Below are 14,545 nucleotides of genomic sequence, written 5' to 3' on the forward strand. Positions count from 1 at the left end.
AACTAATTAATAACGATTAATCCTTGACCGGTAGGAAGACTGAGAATATTAAATCCATACTCTGTCGACAACTTATCCATTTCTCTTTTCTGCATCTCATGCCCAGGAAAACCATAATCATCAAGCAGCACAATAGCACCCGGTGAAAGTAAATTCCAAAAATACCTTAACGCCTCAACTTCAGGCTTCGCACAATTCATGTCAATGTGTAGAAATGCGACTCTCCCAGCTTTTATCTGCGAAAGTGAGTCGGGCACGCTTCCAATAATAAAAGCAACATTTCTCCATTGAGAAAAGTTTTCTTTTACACTTTCAACATTGGACACATAAGCTCCTTTCAATTTAGCTTTATCACTTGATTCAGCGGCACCTGAAGTTCTTTCTTCGTCTAAAAGTAAATTTTCGTCTAAGCCCGAAAATGTGTCACAGAGATAAAATTTTCTGTCATGTATATCCCAATCTAAATACTCCATCAATACTGAACTAAAAAATCCGTAGTTCACTCCGCATTCGACGAAGTCCCCCTTTGTGGCGAGAGCTTGCTTTGCTGCCCAAATCAGGGTATGCGCACGCCAGTCGACAAAGTACTCTATATGTTTTGAACTATTTCTATGATGAAGCGCTTTTAACCCTCTTGCATAGGCGGCCTGAAAGAGAGCATCATGCATGAAGTCATGATTTGCGACTGTTTTTAAGTTATCTTGATTGTAGACCGAGTTAATCTTGCTAATATCAACGCTGGTATTGATAGTGAATTCAAATATCTCTTCATCCTTACATATATTTTCTATCAACAGCTGCTGTCTAATATCAGGAAACCATTCGCTTGCAATTAAAACAATGTCAAAACTAATATGCTTACCTATGTCCGCTGGAGCTATGATATCCAGAGAGAAAAATTTGTCTCCCCATTTTTCTGAGTTGTTATCGGAAAATCCCACGATGTTGTACCTTCCGCTACTGGTTAGGGTTTTATATGCCTCTTGACCAGCACGACCTGTACCAAATATTAATACATCCATCTTTATTACTCACATAGACTCAGAAAAGGATAGCTGCTATCACGCTCGGAAATCACTTGGGGGGCTGCAGGCCAAGGGATCTTATCGAGAACAGGGTCATTCCAACTGATACCTCTAGCATGCTCAGGGGAGTAGGTCCCCTCAAATATTTTGTATTCTATAATAGTATTATCGACCAAAGTCATAAAACCATGAGCAACACCTTTTGGGACATATAAACAGAGATCGTCAAACTCTGATAACTCAACCCAGTAACTCTGCAAGTAGCTTTTACTCAATGGTCTCAAATCAATTATCACATCAAAAAGCTTACCTTTAATACAGCTTACAAGCTTAACTTCTTCGTGAGGAGCAGATTGTAAATGCATACCTCGCAACGTGAATTGGTGTGTATTAAAAGACTCGCTTATTTGAAGAGGCAGTGCGGAAAAACCATGCTCTTTCATCCACAATGCACAATAGTTTCGTCGGAAATAACCCCTACCATCACAATGCCGCTCTAAATTTATCAACGCTGCTCCATCGATTTTCAGATACTGCACATTCATACTGTTCTGGCACAGAAATAGAAGTAATTAGGATTGAGGATTTGGCTCTCCACGGCATACTTGTCAAACGCAGCTAGCAATTCCGCAATTTGATGCTCCTTATGTAAATCACCTCTGATGCCACCTAAGACCCTATAAATGAAAGAACTGGAGGGCTTGTATTCCAACAACCGAAAGTGCTTTTGCACACAAGACAATATTGCTTCTCCCGTAAAAGTATTGTCATGGGGCGACTGGCCTGCTTCTGATTTGTCCCTTTCTTCAACATATTCTTCCTTAATATCACTCGCTAACTGTGGCCATGCAGATTCGCTGGTGTCAGATAAAACATCACCAATTTTCTCATACCAGTGACCTGTAGCAGCCAGCAAACAACGTATGACGCCAACAACTGCAGCATCTTTGTCTTGCCATTTTTCATGGCAGGGCTCATGACCGAGAATAATACCATTTGGACTTAACAGCTTTTTGGCCTTGTTCAAGGCCAAATTTATATCTTCCAAGTGGTGTAACACGCCGGAAAATAGGATGACATCAAACTGTTTATCTTCCTCACTTAGGTCTTCAATTGAACAAACATCGTAGTTAAGTGAACCAAAATGCTCCACATAAGGATTTTCTTCCGCAACGCGTTCAGCTTCTGCTATTGCTGTTGCAGCAATATCAATTCCAGTAACCTCATGCCCTTCCCTGGCAAGTTCTAGAGCGAAATATCCAGGACCGCAACCGACATCAAGAATCCGCTTTTTACTGCCAGCAAAGGCGGTAATCATCCGCGAATAATTGCGGTACATCTCGCCAACATATAAATCCATAAACTTAGGGTCGCGCCAAAAACTTTTATAGAAATATTCACAGCGCTGTGCACGCCTGAGATCAGGAACAAATCCGGCTTTGGTTCGTTCAGATATTCGCTCATTGAAAGCTTCTGCTTCAGCTTGAAGGTCATGATGATATTCAGTCATACGTATCCTAGAGTAGGGTGAGTTCTGGAACAGCCACGAGGAACTTTGCCCCCCAATCTCTGCAATAAGCAAGTTGCTCCGTAATCTCTTGTTTCAAGTTCCACGGCAGAATCAGAATAAAGGCGGGTTTATGCTCTGCCAGTGCCTCTGGTGGCAAAATTGGAATATGGCTGCCAGGTAGAAATTTACCTTGTTTCAATGGATTAAGGTCTACGACAAAATCGATGTCATCCTTGCTCAACCCACAATAATTGAGCAATGTATTTCCTTTTGCTGCCGCACCATAAGCTGCCAGGCTATGACCAGACCTTTTAGCCTCAACAATAAATTGCACCAGTTGAGACTGTATTTTCTTGATTGTATGGTGAAAATGGACATAAGCATTGGCATCCATCAAACCATAAGTGCGCTCGGCTTCTTTTGTTTCTAAGACGGCGTTAGAGACCACCCTATCACGCTTAATTTTACTGGCATGGACTCGCAAAGACCCGCCATGTGTGCTCAGCGCCTCCACATGATGGACACGTAATCCAAATCGATGGAAAAGAGTATCTACTGTGGTCAACGACAGATAAGAATAGTGCTCGTGGTAGATTGTGTCGAATTGGTTATGCTGTAACAGGCTGAGTAGGTGCGGGAACTCAATGTTCAACAATCCATCGTCAGACAACATTAAGGACATTCCTGCAATAAGGTCACAAATATCGGGCACATGCGCCAACACATTATTAGCAACCATCAGATCGGCCTTACCATATTTGTTGAGCAATTGCTTAGCCGACGTCTCTCCAAAGAAAATGCACTCTGTGCGGATCCCCTTAGAATTAGCCAACTCAGCAATATTGCTCGCAGGTTCAATCCCCACAACAGGAATGTCCCTCTCTACAAAATTACCTAACAGATATCCGTCATTACTAGCAATTTCTACTACTAAACTGTCTTTTCCCAATCCAAGACTTTCAACTGCAGCTAACGAATATTGCTTAGCATGTTGAAGCCAACTAGAGGAATAAGATGACAAGTAGTCATATTGAGAGAAGATAATCTTTGGATCTACGGCAGTGGTCACCTGTGCAAGATAGCACTCACCACACACCTTAACTTCCAAGGGATAGGCAGATTCCTTATCCAATCTGTCTTCTTGGAGATATGAGTTGGCCAAAGGCGTTACTCCAAGATTTGCCATCATATAAGCCAGTTCTCCTCCACAAGCTCGGCACTGGCTCATACAGCCGGGCTCCTATTCCAGTACAAGCAACTGTCAAGATGTTTGGCTTCTATTAGCCCTTTGAGAATATGTAAGCGTTTATAGTCATTCATTTGTGTCCCCCCTCCCTGACTGAGCATGGGCTCGATACAGTCAATTAGTTGCGAAATTGATTGCGTGATACACATCTGAGGTACATCAGCTCCGGCCAATTGCTTGAATCGGTTAAAATCGACTTTGTAAGAACGCTTGTCAGGCGAAGCATCTTTATTGAGCACAATTTGCGTTCGCGGGAGCTGCGAGGCAACACATTCTGCCAATTCAGAAATCCTAAAATTGTTATCGTTACGACCAACATTTACTGCTAAAAAAGGCAGGGCTGAATCAGAATACTTGTAGCATGCCCAAATCAATGCCCTAGACATGTCCTGAGTATCAATCAGAGGACGCCAGGGAGAGCCATCTGAAAGGATCTTTATCTTGTTGCTTGTGAGAGCCGTGTACACAAAATCATTCAACACCAAATCAAGACGTAAGCGTGAACTGGCGCCGCAAGCAGTGGCAAACCTGAGACAAACAACTTGAAAATCGGGACTGGCTAATGAGGAGAGATACTTCTCCATCAACACCTTGCTTTTCGCATAGGTTGTAACAGGCACAAGAGGCGATTCTTCATTGACGAAAGCATTGTCATCAGATGCACCATAAACACTGCAACTGGAAGCAAATACAAAACGCTTTACGCCAGACATCTTCGCCCGCCGGGCTAAATCTTTCGAAGCTTCCAAGTTGATCTGTTTGGTTACATCAGAAAATGTCTCCCCCATAGGATCATTTGAAATGGCAGCGAGATGGATAACAGCATCAAAGCCGCTGAGTACGGAGGCATCTAACTGGCGCACATCTCCGACCATCTGGTAATCTGGTAATATTTGGGGATAGGCTCTTTGTATTGTCGGCCTGCTCTCGAAAAAACCGGTATCCAGCCCCGTGACAGTGCTCGATGGATATTGCTCTTTGAGAATGGCAACTAACGCAGGTCCTATATACCCTTGGTTACCGGTAATGAGAATGTTGTTCATGATATTCATTCTTTAATGCTCATTACGCAACGCCACGAGCCATACGCATCTGCTGCCTTTTGGCTTCGACCTCTTGCATAGTGGCATCATCTTGCTGGCCGCAATGCGCCATCTTCCCATGCTTTTCAATGTAATCACGCGCATACCTGACGCGTCGATTTCTTTCTTCAGCACTGTACTCCTGTTCATGGTATTTCCAGGCCGGTAAGTCAGGATCCAGCTCGATCGCATAAACAGCTATTTCATCAAAGTACTTCACTGCAAACGCCAGAGAATCGTCCAATTCCTGCATTGTTTCCGTAGGCCAGCCGACGATCAGATCCGTCCGTAAAATGGCACGATTATTCTTTTCTCTCATCTTTTCGATAAAGCTGGCAACGTCCGACGTTCTGTCTGTCCTCTTCATCATTTTCAAGAGACGGGAACTCGTTGTTTGAATGGGCAATTGGAAATCAGTGATGCGCTTGGATTGCACTAGCGGTAACAATGTATCAAACATTTTATGAATGCCCTGAGGTTGAAATTGGGCAATATGTACCTCAAACGAATCGTCAACTTTTAAAACGGCATCCAACAACTCCGCAAAATTAGTGCCGTGCTCCATACCATAAAAGGAGGTTTCCATACCCGTTAAAACTACTTTTCTGACATTCAACTTAACCAACCTTTTGATCTGCGCCAGAACGTCTTCATTAGTGCGACTTCTTCTCTCACCTAGGCCAGGTTTATGATGGCAGAAAGAGCAATTAAAGGAACAACCATTAGCAATATTAACAAACTGCTTACTTATATCGTAAACACGATAGTCTTCTTTGGTTCTGAATTCAGAACAATGTGGCACATCTGCATATTTAATTTTTGCATCAGGAATCAAAGAATCGATTTGTTCATCCAGCTTTGCATTGGATATTGTCTTACCTGAATGGACTTTTGCCACTTTCTCAGGATGAGCGTCATTAATGCAGCCCAAAACAACCAATTTTTCGGCCACCCCTGCTTTTTGCAAGCGGTTAATTCGGTTGAAAGAGTTTTCAGTAAGCAATTTCCAACCATTACATGTAAGACAAATAGGCATATCTGCATCGGCCGGGTCTTTCACAACATCCCAACCATTAACTAAAAACCATTTTTGCACTCTTGCTACCTGAAGTTTTTGCGTTGTACACATGTCGTCTTCAGAAAAATATACGCTGGGCATGGCTATCTCCTGTGTAAAATAGGTCGGCACTACTATTATCAGATAACTCGCCTGATATAAGCCGATGGCCAATAAGTGAGTACCCGATCGCTAATGTTACCTTCATTAAAAGGAATGCCGGGCTCTTCCAGTTTGAAGTTACTATTCTTTTCGGTAAATTCTAAGGCAGCTTCGCACGGATTGTTCCATGACCAGTCGTCGTCAGCTCGCGGGGCTCCTTCTAGATCTCTCATAATGCCATCCATAGCGACGATATAGGAGTCAGGGGACACTAGCTCCGAATAAGCTTCGAGCTCTTTCAGAACATGTTCCTTGGTGTGTCTTGCATCCAAAAAAACTACTACCTTTTCACTTTCTTTTATCTGAGCTTTCACCTGTTCAATGGTTTGCTCCGCCGCTGAATCACCTTCAATCAAGGTGATGGCATCAAACATCCTGTGCTCTTCAATCGCAACACGATTGTGTGGTCTAATTTCAATATCTATTCCTATGACCCGTCCCTTGCCCATAGCTTTTAATATGGAAGCGTAGTAAATCAAAGAACCACCATGAGCAACACCAGTTTCAACAATAACATCTGGTTTTACTTTATAGATAACTTCTTGTATACGAATCATATCATCTGGCAGTTGAATAATAGGGCGACCAAGCCAAGTAAAACTATATACATACTTATTGTCCCAGCCGGTTCTCAACATGGCGGAAGCAATAGCATTGAAGCCTTCATTGCTGTTGACTGTGGCAGAATATTTTTCACTATTGACTTCGTAATTAACCAAACCATTTTTGAAATCAACTTCAATTTTATCCAGTTTCATAAAATACTCTTCACCACTCTAATTAAATCGTTATCTATTGCACGCAAGGATATTATTTCTTTTTAATATTAGTCCCATAATTTCCAAGGCGCTTTGCCGGAAGCCCACAACTCCTCAAGCAAGTTCTTTTCTCTGAGCGTATCCATGGCCTGCCAAAAACCTTTATGCTGATAGGCAAATATCTTTTTTCCTGCAGCGAGGGCTTCCATTGGTTCTCTCTCCCAAACACTGGAGTCATCCTGAATGAAATCTAGAACCTTCTTAGACAATACGAAGAACCCCCCGTTAATCCAACGACCATCATTGACAGGTTTTTCATTAAACATCTCTATTCGGTTGTCACCAGACAGCGTGAGATCTCCCCATCGTGCAGGCGGCATAACAGCAGTCACGGTTGCAAGTCCCGCATTGGAGTGATGGAAATCAATCAACTTGTTTAAATCAACATCGGCAACACCATCGCCATAGGTCAAGCAAAAAGTATCATCCAAATATTGCGCGACTCGCTTTATTCTTCCACCTGTTTGAGTCGTTTCACCAGTATCTACCAAAGTCACTCGCCAGGGTTCAGCATGATTAGAATGCACCTGCATTGAGTTTTGACCCAAATCGAAGGTGACATCAGAGGTGTGCAGGAAATAATTCGCGAAGTACTCTTTGATGACATACCCTTTGTAACCACAGCAGATAATGAAATCATTGATTCCATAGGAAGAATAAATCTTCATGATGTGCCAAAGGATAGGTTTGTTACCTATCTCAATCATAGGTTTTGGCTTTAGGTGCGACTCTTCACTTATCCTTGTTCCCAGCCCACCTGCCAGGATTACTGCTTTCATATTCTGCCCAACCCACTGCTATTACTAAGTATCGACTGATTACATTTTTACTTTAGCCAACTGGCCTCACTGCCTTATTAGGATAATGACTAGGTTACCTTCCTGCATCACTACAATGCCTTTTGTGCCAACACCAGGAACTCGCCCTGAGCCCCGTCCGGCCCCTCCTTTGAGCAGTCGATAACCAATGGATTAACAAAACCGGCTTGGGCTAATATCTTGGTTATTCCTTCTGGTGAGTAGGGTCGCAAGATATTGGAGAATTCGGAACGCTGCCCACAACTGCGCCTAATGAATCTTTTATCCCAGACAATGTCTTTGTTATCATCGAAGGAGAGCGTAGCGAGGCAGTATTCGAAAGGATCACTGGCAGGAAATTCCTCCCATAACCTCAACGCATTATCGGACTGTGCCAACAAGGCTTTAAAATATTCAAAATCCCACAATTCGAACAACACCCGGCCACCTGGGCGAAGTGAGCTATGCACCCAGTCCAGCAAACGATCTTCGGCCTTATCAAATAATGGGGATATCAATTGCAACACTATATCGACGCCAATTACCAAGTCGTACCCAGTTAGTGTGGGAAGATTAAATACATCCTCGTTGAGGTTTGTGACCCGCTGACTACCGATATGCTCTGCAAATTTATTGGCAAACTCGTGACGGCTTCGACTGATTTCAATCCCCAGCCCTTCCTTCAGCAGTCCCTGCTTTTCCAAATTGTACAGTAACTTGCTGTTGCCCGATCCTATTTCGGCCACCTTGCCTTGCCAGTCCGGGTCGTGCGCGCAGTGCTGTCGGATAAATTCGACAAACTTATCACTAGACAGCAACTTATCGCGACAATAGTCGGCAAAACGTTCAGGTGTAAAGTTTTCAAGGGCTTCCACCCCTTCGTAGGCGCTTAAATTAACATGGCGCGAATTGGAAGTTGTCGTATCCATAATCATCACCAAGCTGTTCTGCCGCCGTCCACGGCAACCACGGCCCCGTTTAAATAACTGGAAGCATCACTCAGCATCCATACCAGCGTTCCTTGGTACTCATCCACCCGCGCCATACGGTTCATTGGGATCCTGGAAGACAACCGCTCTATAAAATCCTGAGGCTGACCATTCTCGACCCCTCCCGGACAAATAGCATTGGCTCTCACCCCATTTTCAGCCCAATAGGTGGCTAGGTAGCGGGTAAGGCCTATAAGACCAGTCTTAACCACTGAATAGGTAACAGGCTTGACCGGTCGTTGTTCAATGGGCATATCGGCTTGCGAATACAGCCTCTGGTCTGGTGCAATGAGGCCCAAATCGGAGGCAACATTCACAATGCTTCCCCCCGCAGGATTCTCGGTCATGGCAAAGCCATAATGTTTAGCACATAGGAAAGCTCCGGTCAGCCCGACGGCGATGTCTTGCTGCCATATCTGCGCAGAGAAATATTCCAATCTGGAAAAGCTCTTGTCACTGCCCTGCTCCATTTTCGGATTATTGGCAGCATTGTTGACCAGAGCATCAATCTTGCCGTAACGCTCCAGCAGTGCATGGCAATTTGCGGCTATCTGTATTTCATCGGTGATATCGACACTATATGCGCCCACATCGATGGCAAATTCCTGCGCCAAACGCTGGGCAAACTTCTGTAAAGGTTGTTTCTGGAGGTCCAACAGCACAGGTATGCCCCCATATGCGGCCACTGCACGCGCATGCCGTTGCCCCAACAACCCCATCGCGCCGGTGATGATCACTACGCGATTGTCGAGTCTGAAAAGCCGGTCTAAGTCTGACGCCATTTATCCCACTCCCACAGTCTGACCACCATCCACCACTAGGGTAGACCCCGTGATAAAGGAAGCCAGATCAGAACATAAGAAAACCGCCGGCGCGGCAATCTCCTCTGGTGTAGCAAAACGCCCCATGGGCACGGATGTTTCAATCAGGCGCTGGATACGCTCCGGCTCTTTTTGCAGTTTTTCATCCCAGCTTCCCCCTGGGAAATACACATTGCCAGGTGCGATCACATTCACACGAACCTGCTTTGCCAGCTTTGCCGACATATTTTTGGCCAGGGCCATCAGAGCCGCCTTTGCGGTCGAATAGTCCACCGGTGCGCCAAAGGCCTCTTTGCCAGCGATAGATGACACAAACAACAAGACTCCCTTGCTATGCTGCAGATCTGAAATAAAAGTGCGTGCGGTCTGTAAAGCACTCTCAAAATTGCTTTGCCAAGTCTGTTGCCATTGCTGCGGGGTTGGAATGGGGTCAGCAACACTTCTACCGTCGCCCACATTAGCCACCAGGATATCCACGCCTCCCCAAGTATCCATCAGATATGCCCGGAGCTCGTCTAATTGTTGCGGCTGTGTACAATCACAAGACTGAGCTACTACCCGATGAGCATAGCGCTCTTGTAACAATAGGCGCAGAGCACCCAGATCAGGTTGGTGTCTGGCAACCAGACAAACATGTGCGCCTTCTGCCAAAAAGCGCTCAGCAATAGCGGCTCCGATCCCTCTACTGGCACCGGTCACCACCACTCTTTTACCTTCAAGTCCCAATTCCAAGATTTTGCTACCCTTTTACCATCTGCACACAGATCAAGTCCGCCAGGCCGGCCCCAATCACAAAATCCTGCCATGCACTGTTGATCCGCTCATCGAGCAGAGGCAGCTTAGCGTTGCCGGTCGGCTTACCATCTCTTGCCCACATCAGGGCGTTGGACAGGTCAAAATTATGCCGGAAAGAGACTTTGATATCAGCAAAGCCCGCCTTTTGCGCCAGCCTGACCAAACTAGCCTGGTCGAAATACCAAAGATGGGCTGTGCGGTAGAAGAAAGGCTCGAATGCCGGTATCCCCAATTGCAGCAGAACGTCATTGAGATTGTCAGTTTCCAGAAACATCTTACCGCCAGGCCTTAATAAGTCATAGGCATCGCATAAGAACTGTAAGGGGTCGTCGACATGCTCAATAACACCGAATGACACCAGGGTATCTATCTGCTCTGCAACCTGGCCTTTGGCTATGTGGGCGTCACTAAAAACCTGATGACCACGAGCGCTCAGAGCTTGGTGGTAACCAATAAAAGGCTCAATCGCATAGGTCTGCTTAGCCACACCTTTTATATGGTCCAAAAAGGCACCGCCGCCAGCCCCGAAATCCAGTACCTGCTTGTCACGAAAATGACCAATACCAACATGTTCAAGACGAGGCGGTTGTTCGCCGTCATGCATACGGATGTAGTCCTGATGGACAGCACTGCCATTGTATGCCTGGCGATACTCCTCAGACTGGTAGTAGTCGGGGCTGTTGGGATTGTCGGATAATCTGACCAGACCGCAACCGTCACAGCGAACCACCTGTTGTTCAGCCTGCGTCCATCTGCCAAAGTCCCCATCCCGAATCACCCCTTGGTAGTGCACCGTGGCACTGTTATGCTGGCATAAACAACAATCAAGTTTCCTTTTTGTGGTCATAAGGGTTGAACTACCTCCATCAGTACGCCTTCAGGATCATGGCAATAAGCCACTTTCGCTTTGCCATTCGGGGAAATGGCAGGTGGATTCACACAGGATCCACCCGCTTCGATGATTTTTTGACAGGCCAGCACAATATCAGCAACCGAATAGGCCAGATGGGAACAGCCCAATTGATTGGAAGGGGCTGTTCGGGTGGACGGTGTGTCAGGATGGGAGTGGTACTGTAACAGCTCCAGAAGGTAGCCGTCTTGAGCCTTCAGTTTAACCCATTCCAATCTCACGCCATCAATGCCGGTCACCTGTTCAATAAAGGCACCGGTTTCAACATCTCTGGAAAACTCGACAAAACCCAGAGCACTATAAAAAGCAACGGCTCGGGGCAAATCCGATACCACTATACCAGTGTGGCGCACATCAATAATCATGACATTCTTCCAAAGCCGAGCTAATGCATTCGTCCAACACCGAAATGCCCTCGAGTAGGGCCTCCTGATGAATACTCAGAGGCGGTGCCAACTTGATGGATTCACGACCGGTATGCACCACTAATAATCCATTCTGCATGGCTTTTTCGCTGATCAAATCACAAAGCTTGCTCAAAGGACGTCCAGCTTCATCCTGAAAAATCAGGGCTGCCAATAAACCTTTGCCACAAACCATACGAAGCTGCTGAGGATATTTATCCTTCAATGCATTCAATTGCTCGTGGAACAACTGCCCCAACCGCCGGGAGTTGTCTATCAGGCCGTCTTCCAACATAGCCTGCAGATTCGCCAGCCCTGCAGCACAACACAAAGGGTTGGCCGAGTGAGTGGAACTCATTGAGCCCACATCAGGCAGATCCATAATCTTTGCCGACCCCATTACCAACGCTAAAGGTAAACCTGAGCTCGCTCCTTTGCCCAGGCATAGCAGGTCCGGCTCAACCTCGTAGTGCATATAACCAAACAGTTCCCCCGTGCGGCCGAATCCGGCCTGCATCTCATCGAAGGCCACTAAAATCTGATGCGCTTTGGCAAAGGCCACCAACTCCTGGACAAACTCTTTTGGATAAAATACCGCGCCCCAGCCCTGAAAGGTTTCCAGCATAAAGCCGCAGATATCTTTACCCGCATCCAACTGGTGTTTTTCAAGCAAACTCTCAAGTTGCTGACGGAAAAAGGTTCGGGGGTCTGCCTTCACCTTGTCGTCCCACGGATATGGGAAGGGCAAATGATGAATATTCGGATCCTGATAGCCAATCCACGCCTTAGCGCCATCATTGCCTGTCATCATCTGTGCCCCCAAAGTACGGCCATGAAAGGCACCTTGAAAACAGACAATCCCCCCTCGTTTCTTGCCAGCTTTTTCACCCTGCAAACGCATTAACTTTAACGCCACTTCCGTTGCTTCGGTGCCGGCAGACAGCATAAACGCCTTTTCGAACTGGGCTGGTGTATTAGCGATGAGATAGCGCAAATAATCTAAACGTGGCTTATTGGCGTAGGTATAAGTATGCAATAGAGGCTTATCCAAAACCTCTTGCAGCCCTTGCAAGATACGCCTGTTGCCGTGACCAGCATTAGCGACAAAAATCGTGCTGGTAAAATCGATCCAGGTATTGCCCCAGGCATCATGTACCTGGAAATCTTCGGCCTTGTCCCACAAGATAGGTAGTTGTCCATGCATGGAACGGGATTCCAGGCGATACATCTCCTCCAATAACGGAACACTTTGTGGCACAGGGATGGGCGTGACAATACGACGATAGCGACTCTCAATCTTTTTGACATCTACAGGGACATGGGAAAAACAACCGCCAGCCATTAATAGCACCCCTTAAGTTCGGAAAAATGTTGCTGCAAATAATCGAGTAACTCGCTGCCGTTGACCTCGAGTTGATATCTTATGTAATCCAGTTCCTGCGGCGAATCGACCTCGGTACAGACCGGAGATACAAAACCCATCATACTGTCCCCATGAATAGTAGGATGATTCAGAATATGGGACGCCTTGACCACATCCACGTAGCCGTCGGGAATATAAACCTGGGGGAAATGTTCTTTGGGCAGGTTGTATCTCTCCCTGCCATCATCGTCACCCAGCCCACGAAAACATCCGTCGCTATCGCGGGTGAACCATTTCAACGGCGACTCCGGTGACTTATGTCCCGAACGCAGTGAGGTGGCCTGTTCATTCATTTGGATCTGCTCGATCGCCAGCCCCAATAAGTGACTTTCCCGCAAAGGCGTAGTTGGACGCAAGTGCAGCCAGTATTCTGGGCAGTGTCCCTCGTTGGTTTGTAGCCACTGCATGGCATGCAGCAGAAAGTCGCGGTCCGTCGACGTGTCAGTAGACAGATTTTCAGGGCGCAAGAACGGTACCTCTGCGCCAAATTTCTGCGCGATATCGGCGTAACGACGAGAGTCGGTGGAAATCATGACTCGATCGACTTGCTGGCAGAGCTTAGCTGCTGCAATGCTGTAAGCCATTATAGGAAAACCACCCAAAGGGGCGATATTCTTGTCTGCGACTGACTTGGATCCTGAACGGGCAGGAATAATACAGATCACATTACTCACCATGACTCCTCAAATAGGGTCTCACCCAATCTAGCTGTTGCTTAAAAATGTCCACCCCTTGTTCATCTCGATAAGCTTGCATGATAAACGGACCTTTATAACGATAAGCGGCCAACGCATCAAAAAAGCGTTCAAAATCGGCATCCCCCTGCCCCAGCACTACCGGACCACCATTCAGTACCCGGTCCTTGACATGGATATCGCTGATCCTGTCACCATAATGGCTCAGTTCTACCTTAGGGTCATAACCCAAGGCTGCACTATTGCCGATATCGTAGTTAACGGTCACACGCGCGGAACTGAGCCGGTCCAGTAAGCGGACGAAAGGTTCCGGAGCCAGATCTGTTTCCAGAGACAAGTTGACCCCATAATGTTCGCATTCAGACAACAGCGGCTTAATGGCCTGAACAAAACGTTCCATCTGCTTATCACTCGCCAATGAGGATTGATCGACGCAAGGTATAACGATATCTGAAACCTGTAACTCCTTGGCAGCCACCAACAAGCTTTGCAGTACCATAAGGCTCGCCCCGGATTTATTGCTATTCTCATCATGCAAAGGTTGCTGCATAAAGATATCGGCACAAAAGGTTTTAACCTGAACCCCCGTCTGTAAAGTCAATACCCGAATCTCGTCCCTACCCGGCGCACTCATCAGGGGATTATCCTGTAGATCGTTGAGATCAACGATAAACTCGATACAGTCCAGCCCCAACTGTGCAGCGATGGTAAATTCTTGTTGCCAGTAGCCCAGCGGATGCGCCTGGTAGCGCCCCTGATATTTGGGTAACAGCCGTCCCTGCATGACTCCCAATAGATTTTCTTTGTCCAT

The 14,545-nt window shown here is 46.3% G+C and carries 16 protein-coding genes; all 16 read right to left on the reverse strand.

Translation table 11 applies throughout. From position 1 onward, the window contains the following. Positions 1-2 precede the first annotated feature (2 nt). The gene (locus tag ABD028_RS17045) at positions 3-1,022 is read right to left on the reverse strand and encodes a TylF/MycF/NovP-related O-methyltransferase (RefSeq protein ID WP_343846476.1); all 1,020 of its coding nucleotides are present in this window, start codon (positions 1,020-1,022) and stop codon (positions 3-5) included. 5 nt (positions 1,023-1,027) lie between these two features. Continuing rightward, complete coding sequence (locus ABD028_RS17050; protein ID WP_343846477.1) at positions 1,028-1,570, reverse strand: dTDP-4-dehydrorhamnose 3,5-epimerase family protein; 543 nt, start codon at positions 1,568-1,570, stop codon at positions 1,028-1,030. Continuing rightward, complete coding sequence (locus ABD028_RS17055; RefSeq protein WP_343846478.1) at positions 1,567-2,535, reverse strand: class I SAM-dependent methyltransferase; 969 nt, start codon at positions 2,533-2,535, stop codon at positions 1,567-1,569. The genes ABD028_RS17050 and ABD028_RS17055 overlap by 4 nt, the downstream gene beginning before the upstream one ends. A 7-nt stretch (positions 2,536-2,542) precedes the next feature. Beyond that, positions 2,543-3,763, reverse strand: a complete 1,221-nt coding sequence (locus tag ABD028_RS17060) for a class I SAM-dependent methyltransferase (RefSeq protein WP_343846479.1) — start codon at positions 3,761-3,763, stop codon at positions 2,543-2,545. Beyond that, complete coding sequence (locus tag ABD028_RS17065; RefSeq protein WP_343846481.1) at positions 3,760-4,833, reverse strand: NAD-dependent epimerase/dehydratase family protein; 1,074 nt, start codon at positions 4,831-4,833, stop codon at positions 3,760-3,762. The genes ABD028_RS17060 and ABD028_RS17065 overlap by 4 nt, the downstream gene beginning before the upstream one ends. Positions 4,834-4,846: 13 nt before the next feature. Then, the gene (locus ABD028_RS17070) at positions 4,847-6,022 is read right to left on the reverse strand and encodes a radical SAM protein (protein ID WP_343846483.1); all 1,176 of its coding nucleotides are present in this window, start codon (positions 6,020-6,022) and stop codon (positions 4,847-4,849) included. Between the two features lie 38 nt (positions 6,023-6,060). Next, positions 6,061-6,840, reverse strand: coding sequence for a cephalosporin hydroxylase family protein (locus ABD028_RS17075; protein ID WP_343846485.1), 780 nt, complete (start codon positions 6,838-6,840; stop codon positions 6,061-6,063). Positions 6,841-6,908: 68 nt separating this feature from the next. Further along, a complete protein-coding gene (gene rfbF / locus ABD028_RS17080; RefSeq protein WP_343846486.1) occupies positions 6,909-7,679 on the reverse strand; it encodes a glucose-1-phosphate cytidylyltransferase in 771 nt (256 codons plus the stop codon). 110 nt (positions 7,680-7,789) lie between these two features. Beyond that, a complete protein-coding gene (locus ABD028_RS17085; protein WP_343846487.1) occupies positions 7,790-8,626 on the reverse strand; it encodes a class I SAM-dependent methyltransferase in 837 nt (278 codons plus the stop codon). A gap of 5 nt (positions 8,627-8,631) precedes the next feature. Beyond that, entirely contained in the window at positions 8,632-9,468 is an 837-nt protein-coding gene (locus tag ABD028_RS17090; RefSeq protein ID WP_343846489.1) for an SDR family oxidoreductase, read from the reverse strand. Next, entirely contained in the window at positions 9,469-10,239 is a 771-nt protein-coding gene (locus ABD028_RS17095) for an SDR family NAD(P)-dependent oxidoreductase (RefSeq protein WP_343846491.1), read from the reverse strand. 7 nt (positions 10,240-10,246) lie between these two features. Continuing rightward, the gene (locus tag ABD028_RS17100; RefSeq protein ID WP_343846492.1) at positions 10,247-11,149 is read right to left on the reverse strand and encodes a class I SAM-dependent methyltransferase; all 903 of its coding nucleotides are present in this window, start codon (positions 11,147-11,149) and stop codon (positions 10,247-10,249) included. Further along, entirely contained in the window at positions 11,146-11,577 is a 432-nt protein-coding gene (locus tag ABD028_RS17105) for a VOC family protein (RefSeq protein ID WP_343846493.1), read from the reverse strand. Before ABD028_RS17105 ends, ABD028_RS17100 begins: the two co-directional genes overlap by 4 nt. Further along, positions 11,567-12,958: an aspartate aminotransferase family protein gene (locus ABD028_RS17110; protein WP_343846494.1), complete on the reverse strand. Its 1,392-nt coding sequence runs from the start codon at positions 12,956-12,958 to the stop codon at positions 11,567-11,569. Before ABD028_RS17110 ends, ABD028_RS17105 begins: the two co-directional genes overlap by 11 nt. Further along, positions 12,958-13,716: an acylneuraminate cytidylyltransferase family protein gene (locus tag ABD028_RS17115; protein WP_343846496.1), complete on the reverse strand. Its 759-nt coding sequence runs from the start codon at positions 13,714-13,716 to the stop codon at positions 12,958-12,960. The genes ABD028_RS17110 and ABD028_RS17115 overlap by 1 nt, the downstream gene beginning before the upstream one ends. Beyond that, the gene (locus ABD028_RS17120) at positions 13,706-14,545 is read right to left on the reverse strand and encodes a sugar phosphate isomerase/epimerase family protein (protein ID WP_343846497.1); all 840 of its coding nucleotides are present in this window, start codon (positions 14,543-14,545) and stop codon (positions 13,706-13,708) included. The genes ABD028_RS17115 and ABD028_RS17120 overlap by 11 nt, the downstream gene beginning before the upstream one ends.

Source organism: Bowmanella denitrificans, assembly GCF_039522935.1.
Classification (GTDB): domain Bacteria; phylum Pseudomonadota; class Gammaproteobacteria; order Enterobacterales; family Alteromonadaceae; genus Bowmanella; species Bowmanella denitrificans.